At 66.1% G+C, this 21,523-nt stretch carries 17 protein-coding genes and 4 tRNA genes; 4 read left to right on the top strand and 17 right to left on the bottom strand.

Annotated elements, in window-relative coordinates:
* Window positions 1-5: 5 nt before the first annotated feature.
* The 12 genes from GGQ74_RS08875 to GGQ74_RS08930 form a co-directional block, all read right to left on the bottom strand.
* Window positions 6-956, bottom strand: coding sequence for a substrate-binding domain-containing protein (locus tag GGQ74_RS08875; RefSeq protein WP_167941215.1), 951 nt, complete (start codon window positions 954-956; stop codon window positions 6-8).
* Window positions 953-4,045, bottom strand: a complete 3,093-nt coding sequence (locus tag GGQ74_RS08880; protein WP_167941216.1) for an ATP-binding protein — start codon at window positions 4,043-4,045, stop codon at window positions 953-955. The genes GGQ74_RS08875 and GGQ74_RS08880 overlap by 4 nt, the downstream gene beginning before the upstream one ends.
* 330 nt (window positions 4,046-4,375) lie before the next feature.
* On the bottom strand, window positions 4,376-4,834 hold the full coding sequence (locus GGQ74_RS08885) for a MarR family winged helix-turn-helix transcriptional regulator (RefSeq protein ID WP_167941217.1): 459 nt from the start codon (window positions 4,832-4,834) through the stop codon (window positions 4,376-4,378).
* 72 nt (window positions 4,835-4,906) lie between these two features.
* Window positions 4,907-8,035: a multidrug efflux RND transporter permease subunit gene (locus tag GGQ74_RS08890; RefSeq protein ID WP_167941218.1), complete on the bottom strand. Its 3,129-nt coding sequence runs from the start codon at window positions 8,033-8,035 to the stop codon at window positions 4,907-4,909.
* 3 nt (window positions 8,036-8,038) lie between these two features.
* On the bottom strand, window positions 8,039-9,205 hold the full coding sequence (locus tag GGQ74_RS08895; RefSeq protein WP_167941219.1) for an efflux RND transporter periplasmic adaptor subunit: 1,167 nt from the start codon (window positions 9,203-9,205) through the stop codon (window positions 8,039-8,041).
* 242 nt (window positions 9,206-9,447) lie between these two features.
* Complete coding sequence (gene tsaA, locus GGQ74_RS08900; protein ID WP_167941220.1) at window positions 9,448-9,945, bottom strand: tRNA (N6-threonylcarbamoyladenosine(37)-N6)-methyltransferase TrmO; 498 nt, start codon at window positions 9,943-9,945, stop codon at window positions 9,448-9,450.
* Window positions 9,946-10,190: 245 nt separating this feature from the next.
* Window positions 10,191-10,268, bottom strand: a tRNA-Glu gene (locus GGQ74_RS08905).
* Window positions 10,269-10,272: 4 nt separating this feature from the next.
* Window positions 10,273-10,347, bottom strand: a tRNA-Gln gene (locus GGQ74_RS08910).
* 328 nt (window positions 10,348-10,675) lie between these two features.
* Window positions 10,676-10,753, bottom strand: a tRNA-Glu gene (locus GGQ74_RS08915).
* A gap of 5 nt (window positions 10,754-10,758) precedes the next feature.
* Window positions 10,759-10,833: transfer RNA gene (locus tag GGQ74_RS08920), tRNA-Gln, on the bottom strand.
* Window positions 10,834-10,905: 72 nt separating this feature from the next.
* Window positions 10,906-11,244, bottom strand: coding sequence for a hypothetical protein (locus GGQ74_RS08925; protein ID WP_167941221.1), 339 nt, complete (start codon window positions 11,242-11,244; stop codon window positions 10,906-10,908).
* A complete protein-coding gene (locus tag GGQ74_RS08930; protein WP_167941222.1) occupies window positions 11,241-11,753 on the bottom strand; it encodes a DciA family protein in 513 nt (170 codons plus the stop codon). The genes GGQ74_RS08925 and GGQ74_RS08930 overlap by 4 nt, the downstream gene beginning before the upstream one ends.
* 263 nt (window positions 11,754-12,016) lie before the next feature.
* On the opposite strand from GGQ74_RS08930, the gene fliJ reads away from it, so the two are divergent.
* The 4 genes from fliJ to GGQ74_RS08950 are packed head-to-tail and all read left to right on the top strand — an operon-like array spanning window position 12,017 to window position 15,980.
* Window positions 12,017-12,460, top strand: coding sequence for a flagellar export protein FliJ (gene fliJ / locus GGQ74_RS08935; protein ID WP_167941223.1), 444 nt, complete (start codon window positions 12,017-12,019; stop codon window positions 12,458-12,460).
* The gene (locus GGQ74_RS08940; protein ID WP_167941224.1) at window positions 12,420-13,064 is read left to right on the top strand and encodes a MotE family protein; all 645 of its coding nucleotides are present in this window, start codon (window positions 12,420-12,422) and stop codon (window positions 13,062-13,064) included. Before fliJ ends, GGQ74_RS08940 begins: the two co-directional genes overlap by 41 nt.
* 3 nt (window positions 13,065-13,067) lie before the next feature.
* Window positions 13,068-13,841, top strand: coding sequence for a tRNA pseudouridine(38-40) synthase TruA (gene truA, locus GGQ74_RS08945; RefSeq protein WP_167941225.1), 774 nt, complete (start codon window positions 13,068-13,070; stop codon window positions 13,839-13,841).
* A 57-nt stretch (window positions 13,842-13,898) separates the two neighbouring features.
* Window positions 13,899-15,980 carry a hypothetical protein gene (locus GGQ74_RS08950; protein WP_167941226.1) on the top strand — a complete coding sequence of 694 codons (2,082 nt, stop codon included), beginning with the start codon at window positions 13,899-13,901 and terminating at the stop codon, window positions 15,978-15,980.
* A gap of 82 nt (window positions 15,981-16,062) precedes the next feature.
* Here the strand turns inward: GGQ74_RS08950 and GGQ74_RS08955 are convergent, their stop codons facing one another.
* From GGQ74_RS08955 to GGQ74_RS08975, 5 genes are all read right to left on the bottom strand, one after another.
* Entirely contained in the window at window positions 16,063-16,914 is an 852-nt protein-coding gene (locus tag GGQ74_RS08955) for a HesA/MoeB/ThiF family protein (protein ID WP_245168222.1), read from the bottom strand.
* Window positions 16,915-16,917: 3 nt separating this feature from the next.
* Window positions 16,918-17,145, bottom strand: a complete 228-nt coding sequence (locus GGQ74_RS08960; protein ID WP_167941227.1) for a MoaD/ThiS family protein — start codon at window positions 17,143-17,145, stop codon at window positions 16,918-16,920.
* Window positions 17,146-17,267: 122 nt separating this feature from the next.
* Window positions 17,268-19,211, bottom strand: coding sequence for a molybdopterin biosynthesis protein (locus GGQ74_RS08965; RefSeq protein ID WP_167941228.1), 1,944 nt, complete (start codon window positions 19,209-19,211; stop codon window positions 17,268-17,270).
* Between the two features lie 97 nt (window positions 19,212-19,308).
* On the bottom strand, window positions 19,309-20,553 hold the full coding sequence (locus GGQ74_RS08970) for a molybdopterin-binding protein (protein WP_167941229.1): 1,245 nt from the start codon (window positions 20,551-20,553) through the stop codon (window positions 19,309-19,311).
* A 125-nt stretch (window positions 20,554-20,678) separates the two neighbouring features.
* Window positions 20,679-21,263, bottom strand: coding sequence for a hypothetical protein (locus GGQ74_RS08975; protein ID WP_167941230.1), 585 nt, complete (start codon window positions 21,261-21,263; stop codon window positions 20,679-20,681).
* Window positions 21,264-21,523: the final 260 nt, after the last annotated feature.

Here is a 21,523-nt window from a genome sequence, read left to right on the forward strand (position 1 = left end):
TTGGCCTAGCGGACGTTTTCGCGTGCGAGTGCACGCACGGTTTCGACGTTCTCCGCGTCCACGATGCCCACGCCGGTGTCGATGTCCGCAGGCGTGAGCGCGTAGCGCGCGGCGAGATCGAGGAGCATCACGGACATGAAGCCCTGCATGTAGGGCTGCTGGTCCACGGTGAAGTCCATGGTGCCCTCGCGGATGAGCTGGACCGTGAGCGGCGTGATGTCGAAGCTGGCGAAGTACAGGGCGGAGCCGCGTTTCTTGACCAGCGGTGCCAGCGCGTGCGTGCCGATCGGCCCGAGGCAGATGAGCCCGGATGTGTCCGGGCGGAGGCGGAGATGGTCCGTGACGACCTGTCGCGCCACGTCCGGGTCGGACGTCACATCCAGCGCATCGACAATGATTCCCTGTTCTTCGAAGATGTTACGCAGGCCGTTCAGGCGGGAGGTCAGGCCCGTCAGTCCCGGCTGCTGCACGGCGACGGCCACCCGTGTGCGCAGGCGGCCTGAAGCCAGCGCGCGGCGTGCGGCCGCTTCTCCCGCGCTGTGGTCGTTCATGCCGATATAGGCCAGAAATGGCGTGCGGAGTCTGTCTACGTCGTGGGGCAGGGCGTTGAAGGCGACCACGGGAATGCCGCGTTCGCGAGCGAGGCGCAGCTTCGACGTGAGCGCCGTGGGGTGCGAAATGGTGGTGGCTATGCCGTCCGGGGCGGCGGCGATGGCCTGTTCCAGCAGTTCCGTCTGGCGGACGATGTCGTTTGGAATGTCCGGCGCGAGGATGGTCAGTTGCGCTGCGCACATTTTCGCGGCGTCCATGGCGCCGCGAAATTCGATCTTCCAGAACGGATCCCCGGCTCCAGCGTGCGAGACGAGGAAGATTCTCGATCCTTCGGCCCGTCCTGGGAGCGGGCAGGACAGCAGCATGGCGAGTGCTGCGAGGACGAGCGCCGATTTCAAGTTCATGGCGTATTCTCCGTGTTTCGGTTCCCCCCGTCGGGAGGGGCGGTTTGCGTGCCTGCCGCAGTATTCGCGTCGTCCGTGAACAGGATGGTGATGGTGCGGATGAGGGCGTGTGCACTGACGGGTTTGATGAGGATCGCGTCGATTCCAATGCCCTTGGCGGCGGCGCGGATCTTCTCCCGCGCGTGGGCGGTGACCATGATGATGCGAGGACGCGGGCGCGGCCAGTCCGGCCCGAGAAGCTCTCGTGCGGCATCCAGTCCGCTCATGCCCGGCATGCCCCAGTCCATGAGGGTGAGGGCGAAGGGCGAATCCGGTGGGGCGGAGCGCAGGAGGTTCAGGGCGTCCGTGCCGTCTGTCGCTTCGGTGGCCCGCATGCCGAGGGACTCGACAAGCTCGCGCAGGATTTCGCGGGATGCGGGGTTGTCATCGACTACGAGCGCCCGGAGTCCGACGAGGGAGCGTGGAATTCGGTCTGGCCTGCGAAGTGTCCGGTGGTGTCTTTCGAAGGTGGCGCAGAAGCTCACCACGGTGCCCGTCTCGCTGGCTTCGATGCGAAGCTCGCCGCCCATGAGTTCCACGAGGCGGTTGGACAGCGCCAATCCGATGCCGCTTCCGCCGTGTCGGCGCGTGCTGGAGGCGTCGCCGGGCGAAAAGGGCGCGAATGGGCCGTGCGCCAGCTCGGGCGGGAAGCCGATGCCCGTATCCGAGACACTGAAGTGCAGGGTGACACGCTCGTCCTGTGCGGATTCGGGACCGACGGCGATGACGACGTGCCCCTGCGGGGTGAACTTGATGGCGTTGTCGGCGAGACTGGTCAGCACCATTTCCAGCCGCGCCGCGTCCCCGACGAGGGTGGTTGGTGTGTCCGGGGCGATGCGCACGAGCAGTTCGAGGGACTTGTCGCGGGCCATTGGGGCCGCGAAGGCGTTCACGGCGTCCATGACGTCTTCGAGATTGAAGGGCTGATTGTCCATGGCGAGGCGGCCAGCCTCGATGTCGGAGATGTCGAGCAGTCGGTTGACGAGGCCAAGCAGACTTTGTCCTGCGGCACCTATCTGATCCAGATACGAACGGATGCGTGGGTTCGGGGCCTGACGCGTCGCGAGATGCGTCAGGCCGAGGATCGCGTTGAGCGGCGTGCGGATTTCGTGGTTCATGTTGTCGAGGAATTGCGCCTTGGCGCGCGCGGCGATGTCGGCGGCCTCGCAGGCTTCGGCCAGCGAGCGTTCGAGCCTGCGCGACTCGGAGACGTCCTCCGCCACGGCGAAGGCCTCGGTCGGGCTTGCTCCCGGAAGCAGCGGCGTGAAGGTGATGCGCAACGCTCGCGGCGTCTGTCCGGGGAGGAAGGAGCAAGGGCCTTCGTGGACGGACTTTCTGCCGTGTATGGCGCGCGTGGCGGCGATGCGCAGCTCTTCGTTCGGGCCATCGTCCGTTAGGGATATGCCGATGCATGCCGCGCGGTCGATGTCCGTCAGCGTGGCGAAGCGGGCGTTGCAGTCGATGACGCGGCCGTCCGTGGCAAGGTGCAGCATGCCGTGGGGGGCGTTGTCGAACAGAACGTGCCGATGCAGTTCGCACTGTTGGTGCTGTCGAAGCATGCGGCGCTTTTCCGTGAGGTCGTCGAGCAGGGCTATGGTTCCCGTCTTGCGTCCGCTCTGGTCCATGAGCGGGGCAGCGCTGATGGCGCAGCGCACGTCGCTGCCGTCGGGGCGGGCGAGGTCGATCTCGTAGCGGCTGGTCTGCCCCAACTCGCGCAAAATGACGTTGCGGCGAAGCTCCGTGTGCAGGCGCTCCGGGACGAATTCCGTGAACGCCTTACCGAGGAGGACCTCGGGCCGGACGTTGAGGATTTTCCCGACCGCCTCGTTCGCCTGCGTGATGACCGTGGCATTGTCCACGATTATCACGCCAAGCTCCAGCATGCGGGAGATATGGTCCAGACGTTCGCGACATGTGTGGAGGGAGTCCTCGGCGTCCTGCCTGTGCGCGGCGTCTTCGCGTGCGGCGCTTTGCGCGGTGCGTAGCGCGGCGGCGAGTGTGGAGATTTCGTCGTGCCCGTCGGCAAGGCGGCCGAGATCGTCATGGACTCTTGTGGGGTGGACAACCACCTCGTGCAGGGCGCGAAGACGGTCCGTGACGGTGCGCACGACGATGAGGCGCTGGATCAGCAGGGCCGCGAGCATGCCGATGGCGGCGGTGGCTGCGGCGAAGGCCGGGCCGAGGTCGATAAGCGGGTGCATGCGCAGCACGGTGTCTTGTGTCCGGTGCAGTTCCGCCCGGGCTGTCGCCAGCGCATTGACGGAAATGGTTTCGGCAAGCGCTCCGAGTTGGGAGAGTATCCTGTCCGTGTTTCTGCGGTGCTCAATGCGTAGCGTGCAGAGATGAAAGAGATTTTCCCGTTGCATCCCGGTGCGAAGCAGGCTGTGCAGGGCGGCGTTTTGCGTGTCGCTTGGGGGCGTGCTCGCGGGGACTGCGGCTTCGAGGCTGTTGTGCAGCCTCTGGAACCGCGTTGCGAGGCGTTCGACCGTTTCGAGGTCCGTCGCCAGCGCGGCTTCGTGCAGGAGGGCGACGGCCCGCCATGTGTCGGCAGCGGGGAGCGTGACCGTGTTGGATGCCGTGTCCGCGAGGCGGCGGGCGCGCGCAAGGGTTTCGCCGATGGTTGCGTCAAGGGTGAGGATGGCCAGCCGCTCGTCGCGCAGCAGGGGCAACAATGGCGGGACGCTGGCAATGGCTCGGGACAACGATTCTTCGCGCGCGGTCTGGGGTGGGGATGCATCGTGCAGGGTTTCCACGATATCGCGCATGTGGTCGTGGATGGATTCAACGGCCCTGCCGGAAGGTGCGCTGGCCATGGCCTGTGCGCGTTCCGCGATCATGCTGGCCTGCGCCGCAAGGTGGATGTCCTCGTGCATGGCGGGGATGACCGTGCGCATCAGGGCGATGGCCGCGTCACCGAATTCGCGGAATTCGAGGACGACCATGACGCAGGCTGCGATGGTCAGCGCTGCGAGAAGGCCCAATGCTGCGGCGAGTTTGCCGCGGATGGTCATCCGCAGGGGCATGGAGACTCCCGGAGTTGCCATGTTCATGACGACCGCCGGATGGCGGACTGCGTGTCGCACCTTCCGGAACGGGATGGAGCGCTGCCCGGTCCGGGAGATTCCCTCATTGTTACACCATCGGAGAACATTGGGGAAGACGGGTGGCGTGCGGTCTGCCTTCGTGCAAAGCAAATGCGCAGGTCGGCCGATGGCCGCCTGCGCATGCGTGGGGGACGAGGAGGGGGCACGAGGGGGATTGGTGGGGGTGAGGGAGGCCCCCTCCTCGCGGGCGTGGTCGGAACATCCGGCCACGCGTAGGGGAAGACCGTCGGAGCGGAGGGAGCCCGCTGCCGACGGGTGGTCGCTGTATGTTGTGGACTACTGGGCCAGCCTGAAGAGGCTGGCGCGGATGTCGACGAGCACCTTGGTGCAGGTCTCCAGTTCGTCCTTGGGAATGCCCTTTATGATCTCCTCGCGCAGGCTGATGGCGATGCGCTCGAAGTCGTCGAGGAAGCTGCCTGCCTGTGCCGTCAGGCGTACCAGCTTTTTGCGGCGGTCCGTTTCGGAGACCTCGCGAAGCACCCAGCCGTCCTGTTCGAGCCGGTCCAGCAGGCGGACAAGGGTCGGGCTTTCCACGCCGATGGTCTCGGCGAGATGCTTCTGGGAGGTCGGTCCGATCTTTTGCAGACACAAGAGTGCCACCCAGCGGGCGCCGCTCATGCCGAAGGGCTTCATGCGCTCGTCGAGGCGAAGCCGCCATTCGCGGGCTATTTCGGCGATGAGTAGGCCGAGTTCACGTTGCTTGCCGTTGAAGATTTCTGACAGTTTCGGGTCCATGCGATGCTCCGGTGCAGGCGGATGGCCTGTTATCGCGCGGGGGTGGTGTGCCCGCCCCCGCGCGGTTCCAACTTAGGCTTCCTTCACCTCGGCTGCGGGCCGGGGCTTCCTGATGCGTTCCGAGAGGGACGCGATGGCCTTGTAGAAGGACGGAATGAAGAAGGTTGCGATAAACGTGGCGGCGAGCATGCCGCCAATGACGCCCGTGCCGATGGAGTGGCGGCTGGCCGCGCCTGCGCCGTGGCTGATGGCCAGTGGCAGGCAGCCCAGAATGAAGGCCAGCGAGGTCATGACGATGGGGCGGAATCGCAGGCGTGCGGCCTCGATGGCGGCATCGACGATATTCAGTCCCTCGCGGTGCTTCATGGCCGCGAACTCCACGATGAGGATGGCGTTCTTGGACGCCAGACCGATGAGCGTGACCAGCGCGATCTGGAAGTAGACGTCGTTGGCCAGCCCGCGCACCCAGTTGGCGGTGATGGCGCCGAACATGGCGAAGGGCACCACCATGATGACCGCCAGCGGCAGGGTCCAGCGTTCGTACTGGGCTGCGAGGATCAGGAACACCATGAGCAGGCCGAGTAGGAACACCTGCGACGAGGTGCCGCCGGTGGCCTTCTCCTGATATGCGGAGCCGGTCCACGCGAGGGTGAAGTCGCCGGGCAGCGTTGCGGCCGCCACCTCTTCCATGGCCGTGAGGGCCTGACCGGAGCTGTAGCCCGGCGCGGGGCCGCCCACCACCTTGGCCGCGGGGAACACGTTGTAGCGTTCCACCACGTCGGGGCCGACGGTCTGCTCGATGTTCACCAGCGCGGTGAGCGGGATCATCTGGCCCGTCTCGGAGCGCACGTAGACGTTTCGCAGATCCTCGGGGGTGCTGCGGTAGTCGGATTCGGACTGGATCTGCACGCGGAATGTGCGGCCCATCTTGTTGAAGTCATTGACGTAGTAGGCGCCGAAGGTGGCCTGCATGGTCTGGAAGACGCGGTTGACCGGCACGCCGAGGGCCTTGGCCTTCTCGCGGTCCAGATGCACGTGCAGCTGGGGCGCGTTGGCGCTGAAGGTGGTGCTGAGGTTGCCGATCTCGGGGCGCTTGGAGGCCTCGGCCACGAAGGCGCGAACCTGCGCGGACAGCTGGCGGAGATCCGCCCCGCCACGGCTCTGCACGTAGCCTTCGAAGCCGCCGGTGTTGCTCATGCCGTTGATGGGCGGCGGGTTGAAGGCGAGGACCATGGCGTCCGTGATGCCGTAGGAGGTGCGGAAGATGTCGCCCACCACTGCATAGGACGAATGGGCCTCGTCACGCTCGTCCCATTTCTTCAGGTTGACGAAGCTGGTTCCGGAACTGGTCTTGTAGGTTCCGGAGAACAGGTCGTAGCCCGAGAGGGTGATGGTGTCCGCCACGGCGGCGTTGGAATGGATGGCTTCGTCGAGCTTGTCCATGACAACCCCGGTGCGCGAGAGGGACGCGCCGTCAGGCAGGAAGGCCACGGAGGCGAGGAAGCCCTGATCCTCGTTGGGGACCAGCGAGCCGGGCACCCTCTGGAACAGGCCCCACGTGCAGAAGCACAGGCCCGCGAAGAGCAGCACGCCCACGAGCGTCCGCTTCAGAAGGAAGCGCACGCCGGAGGTGTAGCCCGAGGTGACGCTTCCGAAGAAGCTGTTGAACCAGCGGAAGGGCAGGGCCGGTTCGCTGTGGCCGGGCTTGAGTAGCAGGGCGCACAGGGCCGGGGTCAGGGTCAGCGCCACGATGCCGGACAGGATGACCGACACGGCGATGGTGACTGCGAACTGCTTGTACATCTCGCCGGCCAGTCCGCCCATGAAGGCCACGGGCACGAACACGGAGCACAAGACCAGCACGATGGCGATGACCGGGCCGGTGACTTCTTCCATGGCCTTGACGGTGGCGTCGTGGGGCGAAAGCCCCTCGGAGGACATGATGCGTTCCACGTTCTCGATGACGACGATGGCGTCGTCCACGACGATGCCGATGGCCAGCACGAGGCCGAAGAGCGTCAGCGTGTTGATGGAGAAGCCGAGGACGTACATGCCGGCAAAGGTGCCGATGATGGACACCGGAACAGCGAGGCTCGGGATGATCGTCGCCCGCCAGTTCTGGAGGAAGACGAAGATGATGATGAACACCAGCGCCATGGCCTCGAACAGCGTCTGAACCACCTCGTGGATGGAGATGCGCACGAAGGTCGTGGTGTCGTAGGGGATCTGGTAGGTGATGCCGTCCGGGAAGCGCTGGGACAGTTCGTGCATCTTGGCGGTGACGCGGTCGGCGGTGTCGAGGGCGTTGGCGCCGGGGGCGAGGAACACGCCCAGAGCCACGCAGGGGTTGCCGTTGTGCTTGGCTTCCACGTTGTAGCTATATGCGCCGAGTTCGAGGCGCGCCACGTCCTTGAGGCGCAGGAGCGTGCCGTCCGGATTGGCGCGCAGGATGATGTCGCCGAACTGCTCGGCGGTGACCATGCGGCCCTGCGTGGTGACGGTGTAGGTCAGCTCCACGGGGTTGGACAGCGGTTCGAGACCGATGCCGCCCGCTGCGAACTGGGCGTTCTGCTCCTGAATGGCCGCGGCAATGTCGGCCGGGGTCAGCTTGAGCTGGGCGAGCTTGTCGGGGCGGAGCCACACGCGCATGGAGTAGTCGTGCTGGCCGAAGATCATGGCGTCGCCCACGCCGGGCAGGCGCTTGAGGTCGTCGAGGATGTTGACCAGCGCGTAGTTGCCCATGAACACCGTGTCGTAGCGGCCGTCGGACTCGATGTTGAGCACCTGGAGCATGCTCGGTGAGCGCTTGCTGACGGTGACGCCCTGACGGCGCACTTCCTCGGGCAGTGTGGCCAGAGCCGCCTGCACGCGGTTGTTGACGTTAATGGTGGCCTGATCGGGGTCGGTGCCGATGGCGAAAGTGACGCTGATGCTCAGCGCTCCACTGCTGGAGCTGGAGGAGCGCATGTAGAGCATGTTGTCCACGCCGTTGATCTGCTGCTCCAGCGGAGCGGCCACGGACTGGGCGATGACCTCGGCGCTGGCGCCGGGGTAGGTCGTGGAGACGTTGACCTCCGGCGGCACGAGGTCCGGGTACTGCGCGATGGGCAGCGTTTCGATCGCCAGCAGTCCACCCAGCGTGATCAGCAGCGAGATGACCGTGGCGAAGATGGGGCGGTTGATGAAGAAGCGTGAGATCACGGATTAGCCCTCCGCACCCTTGGGCGCGGCGGGGGCCGCGCCCGCCACGTTCACGGGCATGCCGGGGCGGACCTTGACCACGCCCTCGGCCACGATGCGTTCGCCGCCTTCGAGGCCGCTTTCCACGATGAAGGATTCGCCGACGGTGTCGCCGAGAACCACGGGACGCGGGGAGGGGATGCCCTTGTCGTCGAGGACGTAGACGATGGGACCGCTCTGCGTGAACAGCGCGGCGCGCTGCGGAATGAGCAGCGCGTTGGTGAGTACGCCGCCATCAAGCAGCACGCGCACGAACTGGCCGGGTAGCACCTGGCCCTGCGGGTTGGAGAACTCGGCGCGCGAGCGGATGGAGCCGGTCATGGGGTCGACCTGCTTGTCCGAGAAGTTGATGCGTCCGGGAACGGAATACACCGCGCCGTCGCTCATGCGGATGCGCACGGTGTAGCCGTCGGTCGGGACGGAGAACTTCCCTTCGGCCGCGAGCTTGCGGTAGTGCAGGGCCTCGGTGCCGGGTATGGAGAAATTCACGTAGACCGGGTCGAGCTGGGTGATGGTGGTCAGCAGGCTGCCGGCGGCATCGGTGCTGACGAGGCTGCCCTCGGAGCGCGTCTCCTTGCTGGTCATGCCGGAAATGGGGGCGCGGACCTCGGTGTAGCCGAGATTGATGGCGGCCTCGCGCACGCGGGCGCTGGCGGCCTGCACGTCGGCCTCGGCAGCGTCGTAGGCGGTGATGGCGTTGTCGCGTTCCTGCGTGCTCACCGCGCCGTCGGCATAGAGTGCGAGGATGCGATCGCGGTCAAGGCCTGCCTGCTGGAGCGTGGCCTTGCATCTGGCCAACTGGCCGTTGGCCTGTGCCAGATCGGCGCGGAACGGCTCGGGGTCGATGGTGAACATGAGCTCGCCTTCGCGGATGGGGCTGCCTTCCACGTAGGCGCGCTTGAGAAGGATGCCGCCCACGCGGGCACGGACCTCGACCTCGCGGGAACCGGCGGTCTGGCCAACGTACTCGACCGTAAGCGGTATGTCGCTACGTTCGACGACCTGCGCCTTGACCAGCGGCGGGGGCGGGGTCTTGCCCGAACCTTTGGAGGCGTTGCCTTCGGTGCAGCCGCTCATGAGGGCTGTGGCGAAGAGCAGGCAGAGGAGCGTCAGACGTCCAACTTTCGACATGGGAAACTCTCCGTTCGTTGTAGTTGCTTTTTGATAGGGAAATAATAATTAGCTTGCTATCGTTTTGGAGTGCCAGATATATGAGCGCTCCGGTGGCTTGTCAAGCCATGCGCTGTGCGGGTTTTTGCACTTGTAGAGGGTGTGTCGGCGAGGGGGAACGCGTGGGTGTGTTTGAGTTTCCTGCGGAGCGGCGGCAGGTGCGAACGGGGCGGTGGACGCCCCGTTCCGGTTTCCTGTGGGGATCAGGAAAAGTTTTTTTCGATGAAGCGGTCGTCGGCGCGGCGGGTTTCGCTCTGTCCGTCGCGGCCCTCCAGCCAGCCGATGCGCGTGGCGTCCGGCGCGTCGAAGCGGGGGACAAAGGGCTTCACGTCCAGCAGCGGCGTGCCGTCAAGGATGTCCACGCCGCGGATGTCGAGGCGCGTTCCACTCACGGCGAGCAGTTCCACCACCGAGAAACCGATGGGGTTCGGGCGCTTGGGGGCGCGGGTGGCGAAGAGGCCGCGCGGGGTGTCGTCCATGAACGGCGTGACCGTAAGCGAAAAGCCGTGCGAGGCGTGGAAGGCGTAGAGAAGGATAATGTGCGAGAAGCCGTCGAGGTCGTGAAGGCCCTTGGCGTATTTGGGGTCGATGTCGATGTAGCCGATGGCGTCCTGCGCGCCGGTGGGCTGGATGGGCATGCCCGCAAGCTCGCGGAAGGGGGAGCGGATGGTGCCGATGGGGGAGAATTCGAAGGTGGTCATGGTGTCGCGTCCTTGATGAAATGCGTGATGCTTTCGGTCTACCCCTCGGGGCGGCGGGGGGCAAGCGTGGACTGAGGGGGTGCACTGGCCTGCGCGGGCGGTGAAAAGTTTTCCACATGGCAGAGTCGGCATTTCGCCGTTATACTCATTCACATTCGTCTCAATGGCGAGGGGTGCGACGCGCCACGCGGATTTCACCCACAACAAAAAAGCCCTCCGGATTTCTCCGGAGGGCTTGACGCTCATGGCGTCCCCAAGGGGATTTGAACCCCTGTCGCCTGCGTGAAAGGCAGGTGTCCTGGGCCGAGCTAGACGATGGGGACTTGTTGGCTGGCGGACAAGGACTCGAACCTTGACTACTGGAGCCAGAATCCAGCGTCCTGCCAATTAGACGATCCGCCAACAAAGGAAGTAGGCATCTACGCGCAAAACGGAGGGCTGTCAAATGGAAAATGCGGATGGGGGGCAAAAGGGAGGCGTGGATGGCGCGGCGTTCATGGCCGGGCGGGGTGACGGCGTGCGGAGAGGGGCGCGGGGAGAGGTGCTCTCTCTCAAGAGGGCGAGCCGGGCGCTGCCATGCGACAGGCCGCGTCGCGAAACGTCGTGTCGTGACGGCTCCGTATACTTCGCGCATACTCCGCCGTGGTCACGTGTGCGACCTTTCCCTCGTCGCCGCGCCTTGCCCACAACGAAAAAGCCCTCCGGATTTCTCCGGAGGGCTTGACGCTCATGGCGTCCCCAAGGGGATTTGAACCCCTGTCGCCTGCGTGAAAGGCAGGTGTCCTGGGCCGAGCTAGACGATGGGGACAGTGTTGGCTGGCGGACAAGGACTCGAACCTTGACTACTGGAGCCAGAATCCAGCGTCCTGCCAATTAGACGATCCGCCAACACGGAATTTGCGATTTACGGGTTTGGGCCGTTGCTGTCAACTCTTTTCTACAGGAAAATTTCGGCGGCCGCTAGGCGTTGTGGGCCATGCGCCGCGTGTGCTTCTTCAGCTTGTTGATCTTCCTGCGGATGAGTTTGCGCTTGGTCTTGTCCGTGGTGTCGAGCTTGGCGGTCTGAAGCTCGTGGATGGTGCCCTTGAGGGATGCGATCTGGCCCTGATACGGGTTCGGCGCGCCCTCTTCGTGGTTGGCGATGCCAAGGGTCTCCTTGATGGCCGAGAGAAGCGTCTGCTTCTCCATGCCGGAGGCTCCGGTAATCTGCGGGGCCTCGCGGATGGCGAGCTCGCGCAGTTCCTTCACGGTCATCTTTTCGAGCGGCTTCTTCAGCTGGAAGGTGAGTGCTTCGCTCATCGTCTGATGTCCTCCTTGGGTATATGTGCATGAAGCGATCGGGAGCCGTCCGAATCTGGGCGGTTCCGGTCTCCGAAAAGCCTCACGTATGCTTCGTAGCATCGTCCCACGGCGGAATCCGGGGCGAACGTCCCGGCCTTGGTGCCGAGCGTCGCGGGGCGGATGGCTTGCGGACGCGGCAGGGGAGCAAGCTCCCTGCGGATCGCGTCGAGGGACATCCGATCCCTGATGAGTTCGGGCATGACCCTGTCGAACAGGGGCGTCCCGAGGAAGTCGTTGACCTGCTGGAGGATGCGTGGAGAGTAGAAGGTCAGTTCCTGCATGATCATGGAATCCTCCACGCCGATGAGCAGCGTGCGCTTGCGGTGGCCAATGGGCTTGGCCATCTCGGCGATGTGCTCGTCGACGATGTCCGGCCAGTGCCGCCACAGCCTGCGCAGGCATTGCTGCATGCCGTCGGGGTCGTGCTTCCTCAAGAGGGCCTGAAGCAGGGCGTCCATTCGTTCCATGTCGGGATGTGTCTCCTCGACAGGCAGACCAACACATCCCGCGCCGAACCGCAAGCCCCATGGCGGGCGTTGCGGGCGGCTGGCGGGCGTTTGCCCATCGCCGCGACGCGCAGGCCGCCGCCGCGCCACGCAATCTGCACTTTGCGCCTCGGGGTGCGGCCTGTTACAGTGCCCCGGTCGTCCGACGGCCCGGATATTGCTACTGTCTCATCGCAGCCAGCGTGGCGACGCGCGGTTGACGCTTGGAAGACTTCGGAGGCGACGTGGCGGGACGGTTTCGATTCAAGTTGCAGCGGGTGCTGGAATTTCGCGCCCAGCTGGAGGATCAGGCCAGAATGCAGTTGGCCGTGGCCGTGCGCGCCCACAACGAGCAGACCGCGCTGGTGGACCGCCTGCGCGACGGTCTGGCCCGGCACGAGGCCGCCCTCGACGGGCGCACGCGGCTCTCCGAAGGCGATCTGTGGCTGTGGCGGATGTATCGCGACAGGCTGAAGCACGACCTCGCCGAGGCGGAGCAGGAGCTGTTCCGCAGGGCCAAGGAGGTCAACGCTCGCCGTCAGGATCTCGTGGCCAAGGCCAAGGAAAGGAAATTGCTGGAACGGATGCGCGCCTCGCAGGAGGCCGCCTTCCGTCTGGAAGAAAACGCGAGGGAGCAGAGGGAAGCCGATGAAATGGCGACGCTTCGTTTCGGGGCTGGGACTTTCTAGGATACTCAAGGGCCTTATGTGTCTGGCCCTGTTCAAGCTGTGTCTGCTGGCCGTCCTCGGCTGGCAGGCCCTTGCGCCCGTGACCGACGTCGCGCGCTCCGGCCGTGCGCAGGTGGCGGACGCGGCGCGTTCCGTCGTGCTCGATGCCGTGCGTCCGTCCGTGGCCCACGCCCAGAATGCTCCCGCCCCGGCCGCTGTCCCTGCCGCGCAGGCGCAGGCTCCCGCCGAACCGGCCCTTGGCCGCGATGCGCTCACGCGCATGCAGGAAGACCTCGACCGCCGCGAGCGTGACCTCAAGGCCTTGGAGCAGAAGATCGCCCGCGACATGGCGGAGCTGAAGAAGACCCGCGAGCAGATCGAGCGCATGCTCGAAGAGGCGAAGGCCGTCAAGGACAAGAAGGACAAGCATCTCGTCGAGGTGTTCTCCAACATGAAGGCCAAGCAGGCCGCGCAGGTGCTGGAGACCATGGACGAGCGTCAGGCCGTCAAGATTCTGTCGGGCATGCGCGGGCGTCAGGCTGGCGAGATTCTCTCCTTCGTGGACGCCAAGAAGGCGGCGCGACTGGCCGAGCAGCTCACGCGGCTCCAGATTCCCTTCGAGTAACCCATGGCGCGTCTGTGGTTGACCCTCGCCTACGAGGGAACGGATTTCTGCGGCTGGCAGTTGCAGGCGGCCAAAGCGGGCCAGACGGTGCAGGGTGCGCTGGAGGACGTGGTCTCGCGCGTGTGCGGCGTGTCCGTGCGCGCCCACGGCTCGGGGCGCACCGATTCCGGCGTGCATGCCCTCGGGCAGGTGGCGCACGTGGACATTCCAGACGCCAAGGCCGCGCTGGACTGGCAGCACATCATCAACGCCCAGATCGACCCCGCCATCTCCATCATCGACGCGCGCATCGTGGACGAGTCCATGCATGCGCGCTACAGCGTCGTCTCCAAGACCTACGCCTATAGTTTGTGGCTGAATGGCCGATACAGTATTCCGCAAAGGCGGAATTTTGTCTGGAAGGCAGGACCGCTCGACCTTGAGGCCATGGATGCCGCTGCGGCACTCTTCATGGGCGAGCACGATTTCCGGTCGTTCCAGAACGCGGGCACTCCCGTGAAGAGCACCGTGCGCACGGTGCATGCGCTGACGCGCCACGCCGGGCAGACGCCGGATGAGATTGTCTGGCGGTTCTCGGCGGACGGCTTCCTGAAGCAGATGGTGCGCAACATGATGGGCTTCATGGTCGCCGTGGGCCGTGGGCAGTTCGCCCCGCAGGACGTCTCCCGCGTTCTGGCCGCCACGGATCGCAGCGCGTACCGCTATCCCACCGCGCCGCCGCAGGGCCTGTGCCTCGAAACCGTGGTCTACGCGCAGCCGGATTCCGGGCAGGCCTAGCGTCCTTCGCGTTCTTCCCGCCTTTGCGCGTTCGCGCGTCAACCTCCGGGCGGGGTCATGGTCAGTATCGACTTTCAGGCTCTTCTGGCCTCCGTGAACATGCGGGTGGGCACACCGGGCGAGGGCAAGGCCGTCACCTCCGCCCTCGAACGCATGGCCTTCGACTCGCGCGTGGCGTGGCGCTACGAGCAGGCCGAGCGGCGCATGCGCTACGGCAGGCTGGCCACCGGCGTGGTGGAAGGCCTTTCGGCGCGGGTGGAGGCGCTGGAGTCCTCGCTGTCGCGCTTTTCGTGGCCGGTGGAGGACGCCCTGTCCCGCGCACGTCTCATCACACCGTCCAATGCCTCGGACGAGCTGGCCGGACGCCTCGTAGCCGAAGTGCGCGGTCAGGACGAGGCCTCCCGTTTCTACAAGTACTTCTCTCGCGGTCGCGATCCCTATGCCGACACGGGCCTCGATGGCACGTCCTACACCTTCCGCGTCACGCAGGGCGGCCAGTCCCGCACCGTGACCGTGGACGTGCCTGACGGAGCAGACTGGGGGGAAATCCTCGACCTGCTCGCCGCGGAGATCAATAACCTGCCGCTGTCCGTACAGGCGCAGGTCATCCGCCAGAACGCCCCCCGCAATCAGCTCGATATTTTGAACCGCACCGGAGCCGTCCTCGCCGTGACGGTCAATGCCGCCCACGCCGATCAGGACGTGGAATTCGCGGATACAAACGGCCACCTCATCGCCGCTCTCGACCTCACGCAGACGGATGCCCCCGTCGGACCCGCCTCTCTGTCCACCTACGACGTTCGCGTCAATTCCCGCGCCATGCCAACGTCCATCCGCTCCACGGTGTTCGATCCGCAGGCAGTGGCCGGGGTGACCGCTGGCGAGCATCGCCTGCGCTACACCGTGGGCGGGGCGAGCGGCACCATCTCCGTTGGCATCGAGGACGGCATGACGTGGGACGAGGTGCTCACCGCCGTGGCCAACTCCATCAATTCCACCACCACGGGCCTTCGCGCCACGCTTCGCGATGGCGAGCGCTCCTCCGGTCTCGACAGCGCACCGCTTCTGGCCGAGGGGCGCTATCTGGAGGTGGAACTCGCCTCGCCCAAGCTCGGGCAGCGGCTGTTTCTGGAGGACTATGGCGGTCCGTGGCTCGGGGACGTCACCCGTTTCTTTGATCCGACCGGCGGCCTGCCCGCCGCTCCCATGGGCGGCGAGCGCTACGTGGCCACAGCCACGGCAAACGGCTGGGTGCAGGACCGCATTTACGAATACGACGGCGCGGCGTGGAACGAAACGACACCCGCTGCGTATAACGCATTGTATGACGAAGAGACCGGGATTGACGCCTTCTACGACGGGACGGGCTGGTCCTCCGCGCCATCCGGCGATTTGCTGGACCTTCTGGGCATGACGTCCACGGCCACGCCGGGCGCGGACGCCTCGGTCACCGTGGACGGGGTGGAGATGAGCTCGGAGACGGGGATATTCTCCCTCGACCGGGGGCGGGTGCTGGTTCAGGCCCAGTCGGGCACGGGCGAGGAGAGCCTGCCGCTTTCCCTCGTGGAGGCCTTCACCGAGGTGCAGGATCGCTTTACGGACGTGGTCAATGCCTACAACGACCTGCGAAGCGCCGTGCTGCCGGTGCAGGATCTTTTCGAGGACGGATTCGCCGAGCGCTGGCGGGCACCGTTCACCGCGCGCAGGAATGGACTGGGCGGGCTTGGCGTCAGCGAGTTCACGGCGGAGCGCCTGCTGTGGGTGGACGGCGATGCGTTTTGGGAGGGCATTGTGCGCGATCCGGCGGCGGCGCGGGAGTTGCTGGCGGGCAGTGACGGCTTCGTGCCCGCGCTTCTTTCGGCATCCGTGCGGGCGCGTACGCCGAGTCTGTATGACCGTCTGCTCACGCCGTCGGCCCTCGTGGACCCTGGGCCGTCCGTGGAGCGGGAGTTCGACCTGCACAAGCGGGCATCGCTTTCCGAGGTCATCGATTCGCTGGCCACGACCTCGGAGCGGGACGCCAATCCCTATCTGGAAGCCACGGGGCTGCTGACGGGCGTGGCGGAGACGCGGCGCAAGGCTCTTGCGGCCAAGGTCCGCGATGCGCTCGGAGGCGGGATTCTGAACGTGAAGAGCTAGCCGCGCCAGTGTCGCACGGTTGGGGCCACGATAGGGGCTTCGTGCTCGTGGCGGAGGATGTGGGGCGCGGTGAGGCGTCGCCTCACTCGACGATGGTCACCGTCTCGAAGCTCGCGTCGCGCAGGTCGAAGACGAGCATCCGGCCCGCCAGCGCCGGGGGCTGGCCCGAGAGGATGCGCATGATTTCGGCTGATTGCAGGCTGGCTGCGGCATAGACGCCCGGTGCGGGGCTGCCCTGACTGTCCTCGGCCGCGTGTCCCGTGCCGAGGAAGTCCGACGGTCCGGGCTGCCCCGGAAGCACGGTGGCCACGTAGCCCGATAGCCCGGCGATGCCAGCGGTGACCAGCGGGATGCCCGCGCTGGTGGCGGCGCGTTGTAGGGCGGGGCGGTTGTCCAGCCCGCCGAGGGCGTCCACGGCCACGTCCGCGCTGGCGCACATGGAGGCCATGTCCGCCTCGTCGGCGAAGGATTCGTGGGCTACGCACTCCACGGCGGGGTTCACGTCGGCCACGCGCATGGCGGCGATGCGGGCCTTGGACAGGCCCACCAGCGTGCTCGACGAGGTGAGCTGGCGGTTGAGGTTGCTTTCCTCGAAGCGGTCGCCGTCGGCCGCGACGATGCGCCCCACGCCCATGCGGGCCATGGCCTCGATGAGCAGACCGCCTAGCCCCCCGAGGCCCACGAGGGCCGCGCGGGAGGACAGGAGCCGCGCCTGTCCGGTCATGTCGACGGTGTGGAAGTTGCGCACGTAGTGCTCGGGCACCACGCCTGCGCCGAGGGCGGCGATCTCCACCTCGCGCAGGGGCACGCGGAATTCGGCGGCGAGCTGCGCCGTGGCGTCGAGGCCTATGCTCAGATAGGGTGTGTCGTCGGGCATGGACTTTGGCCGTGCGCATTCGCGGATGCGCAGGCCGAGGGGATCGGCGTTGCCCATGGTTCAGCCTCCGCCCACGGCAGGAAACAGGCCCACGCGGTCGCCGTCGGCGATGACAGCCTCGGGCGTGGTGTGCCTGCTGTTGATGAACATGATCTTCACCTCTTCCGGGTCGATGCCCAGAATGCCCATGAGGCCGCCGACGGTGGTTTCATCGGGAAGCTCGAAGGCCTCGGCCTCGGCCGGTTCGAACGACTTGAGTGTCGCGAAGCATTTCACGGTGATCTTCATGGTGCGTATTGTGGCAAAAACGGGTGGAAAGGCAAGCCGCGCGACGGCGCGGTAGTCCGGTGGCACGTTCAGGGGCGGCGCTTCGCATGAAGCGCCGCCCTTGTCGTTCTTGTCTGTCCTGTCTAGGGCAGCGGCAGGCCGGGCGTCATGATCTGCCCGGTCAGCGCGGTCTCGTAGCCGCCAAGCGCCTCAATGCGTGTGCGGAAGTCCTCGGTTTTGATGAGCGCCAGCACCGCCTGCACGCGCGGGTCGTCGAGGCAGGCCCTCGGGATGAGCAGGTCGTAACGTTCGCGGGCAAGGGGCGCGAAGTCGAGCCCAAGCGCCCGCGCGGCGGCCATGATACCCAGTCCGCAGTCCGCCGCTCCGGTGAGCACGTTCACGGCCACGGCCATGTGCGTGAACTCTTCCTTGTCGTAGCCCGCCACGCTGGACGGGGCGATGCCCGCCTGCGAGAGGTGCCAGTCGAGGAGGATGCGCGTGCCCGCGCCGCGCTGGCGGTTGATGAAGCGCACGTCGTCGCGGGCGAGGTCCGCCACGCCGGTGATGCCCTTGGGGTTGCCGGCAGCCACGATGAGGCCCTGATGGCGCACGGCGAGGTTCACCAGCACCGTGTCCATGTCGGGCAGGTACTTTTTGATGAAGGGGAAGTTGTAGTCGCCGGTCTCGGGGTCGAAGAGGTGCGTTCCGGCCATGTGGCAGGAGCCGTTCTTGACGGCCATGAGACCGCCCATGCTGCCCACGTGGGTGGAGGCGATGCGGATGGGGTTTTCGAGTCCCATGAGCGCGTCGGCCAGCAGGTCGATGGTGTTGTCGTGGCTGCCCACGGTGACCAGCGTGCGTTCGAGGGCTTCCTCGGGCACCAGCAGTTCGGCGCGCAGGTGCTCGCCCTGATCCACGCCCTCGCTGTTGACCGGAATGCGGCAGATGCCCTGCGCGCGGGTCATGGTGGTGATCATGCCTGCCCCGCGCGAAAGCGGTGTGGCCACATGCTTGCCGCCCACGTGGCCGATGGACACGCGTAGGAATTCTTCCATGCCGAGCTTGGACGGCACGCGGCGGGTGAGTTCCACCTCGACGGTTCTGCGACGGCCACGGACGCGGCCCTCAAGCCATGCGGCCAGCGGAGCCAGCAGTTCCTCGAAACAGACCACGGCGCTGACCGGATAGCCCGGCGCGCCAACCAGTAGCTTGCCGCCGTGGGCGGCGTCCGCCACGCCGAGGAGCGAGGGCTTGCCGGGCATGGCCTTGATGCCGTGTACCAGCACGGTGCCCACGCTCTCCATGATGGAACGCGTGTAGTCCTTGGCTCCGGCGGACGATCCTGCGCCGATGACCACGATGTGCGCGTCCGAGGCCAGCGCCTGCGTGACGGCGGCGGTGAGGGCCTCCGGGCGGTCCGGCACCGGCGGCACGCGGCGGGCGTCGATGCCCCATGCCCGCGCCAGCGAGACGAAGACCTGCGAATTGCTCTCCACCACCTGTCCGGGACGCGGCTCGGGGCGGTCATGGAAGTCCAGCACCTCGTCGCCGGTGGGGATGAAGCAGGCACGCACGCGCTCGCGCACGGAGAGTTCCCAGATGCCAGCGGAGAGGAGCGCCCCGATGTCGTAGGCGTTCAGTTCGTGGTTCTGGGGGATGAGCAGTTCGGTGGCCACGATGTCCTCGCCGATGCGCCGCACGTGCTGCCACGGAAAGGCTGGGGCCTCGATGCTGGCCGTGCCGTCGGCGTTCATGACCACGTTCTCGATCATGATGACGGCGTCCATGCCTTTGGGCAGGGCGTTGCCTGTGTTCACCGGAACGAATTCTCCGGGCGCGAGGCGTAGCGGCTCGTCCTCGCGGGCGGAGAAGGTGCGTTCGGCGCACACGGCGATGCCGTCCATGGCCGCGCTGTGGTAGGTGGGCGAGGACAGCCGCGCGTACACGGCTTCGGCCGTCACACGGCCCGTTGCCTCATGGGTGGGCACGGTTTCGGTTCCGATGAGCGCGTGCCTGTCGAGAAGGGCGCGGACTTTGGCGACGGCCTCGTCCATGGGAACGGTGTCGAGATAGATGTTGCGCTTCATGTGTGCCTCCGGCGTACGGCGTGGCCGTCGCGTTGGTGCGTGCGGATGCGTTCCGGTCGCTGGCGGGGCGGCGGGCCGCCCGCGTGGGACAACCGGATCAGGTCAACAGCCAGACGTCCACGGTCTGGCCTTCGAAAAGTCCCTCGGTGTCCGCCGGGATGCGGATCAGGCCGTCGGCGCGCAGCATGGTGCGCAACAGGCCGGATTTGCCGAGGACTGGTACGGCGGCGAGGCTGCCGTCCTCGCGGTGCTCCATGCGCACGCGCACGTAGTCCTCACGCCCCTGTTTGGAGGCGATATTGCGGGCCAGCGTGGCGCTTCGCAGATTTTTGCGGGCGTCGCCAAAGGCTTCGGCGTCCCCGGCCAGATGGCGCAGGAAGGGCAGGCCGAATACGAGCATGACCACCTGCGCGGAGGTGACCTGTCCGGGCAGTCCCCACACGGCCTTGTTGCCCACACGGGCGAGGATGGTGGGTTTGCCGGGGCTTACTGCCACGCCGTGGGCGAGGATTTCGGAATCCGGCAGGCGTTCGATGGCGGTCTGCGTGAGGTCGCGCACGCCGACGGAACTGCCGCCGGAGAGAAAGACCACGTCGTTTTCCGCAACGGCGCGTTCCACGGCGGCGCACAGGCTGTCCTCGTCGTCCGCCACGAGACCGTAGAGTGTGACCTCCGCCCCTGCACCGAGGACCAGCGCCCCGAGGGCGTGGGAGTTGACGTCGCGTATCTGGCCCGGTGCGGGAACGGATTCCACGGGCACCAGCTCGTCTCCGGTGGAAATGATGCCGACCCTAGGGCGGGCGTGGATCGGGACGCGGGCATAGCCCAGCGCGGCCAGCAGGCCGATTTCCTGCGGGCGCAGCAGGGTTCCGGCGGGCAGGGCGGTGTGTCCGGCGCGGGCGTCCTCGCCGCGAAGCATCACGTTTTCTGCCGGGGCCACGGACTTGCGGATTTCGATGGTTCCCGCGCCGAGTTCCTGCGTGTGCTCGACCATGACCACCGCGTCCGCTCCCTCGGGCAGGGTGCCACCGGTGACGATGCCTACGCAGTGCCCCGGAGCGAGGGGGGTGTCCGGAATTCTGTCGATGGGGAGATGCTCTGTGCATTCGAGATAGGCGGGGTTGCCCTCGGTGGCCCCGAAGGCGTCGCGGGCCGAAAGCGCGTAGCCGTCCATGCACGAGCGGTTGACCATGGGCAGGTCCTCGTGTGCGGCGACATCTGCGGCGAGCGTGCGCCCAGTGGCCTCCAGCAGCCCTGCTTCGGCTGCAGCAAGCGCGGGGAAGCGCTTCAGAAGCCCCTTGAATTCGGTGGGGCTTACCACATGGAAAAAGCCTTTCTTCACTGGTCCTCCGATCGAACATCCCGAATTGTCACGGGAATGGTTTGCTTTGCCTTACCGCAAGAATCGGCGATTGCAAATGCCCAAATCCAAATCCCGGTCGGCATCGTTCGGTCGCAGGCTCCGGTTCAGGCCGAAATTGCCGTGAACAGCGTGTCCTCGTCCGGCGTTTCGCGAAGCCATGCGAAAAGGACCTCTGGCGCAACCTCCTTTTCGTCGCGGCGGGCAGAGCGGAGGGCCTGTGCATCTTCACGCGCGAGCGCCGCCAGCGCGTCGGCCAGTCGAGCGCGTGGGACGAGGACCCCTGCGGCCAGCGCGTGGCGTCCCGCATCGCGGCACACGAAGTTGAACATGCGCAGGGTGACGGTCCCCGCGCCGCGTTTCGCGTCGTCATGCGGGGCTTCGTAGGCGATGGAACTGCGCATGCGGGCCACGGGGCTGTCCCTGCGCATGGTGATGCCGCAGACGCCCGGGAGTGGGCCGGAAAGCGCCAATTCGCAGCCCGGTGTCACCACGGCGGCGTCGATGTCGTCCACGGGGTGCCCGTCGAGGAAAATGGTGCTCACCTCGCGCTCCACGTATCCGGTATCGAGGCCGAGGGGACCGGTCAGGAGCGCGCGAACGCTCATGGGGCCGTCAATCCGCAGCCCGACGCCCGTGTGGAGCAGCGCGCCCAGCAGGCCCAGCGCCTCCGGAGCGACGTGGACCGTCACGCCGGACGTGGGGGAGCCATTTGAGAACGGATTTTTGTTCGACAAAAATTGATGCCCTCTGCGGTTCGTATCTGTTGTTTGTCGTTGTTTTCTGTCGTGAACGGAATGCTTCGCATGGCGTTGCGTGCTGCAATGACCAGAAATATCCATTGTTACGCCTTGCGGCATTTTGACAATGCTTTCGCTTTGTACGTAGATGCTAATAGGTTTGGATCATTGAAGCAACGGTTTACCAGACGGCAATCTGGAGGAAAAACACG

Source organism: Desulfobaculum xiamenense (assembly GCF_011927665.1).
Lineage (GTDB): Bacteria > Desulfobacterota > Desulfovibrionia > Desulfovibrionales > Desulfovibrionaceae > Desulfobaculum > Desulfobaculum xiamenense.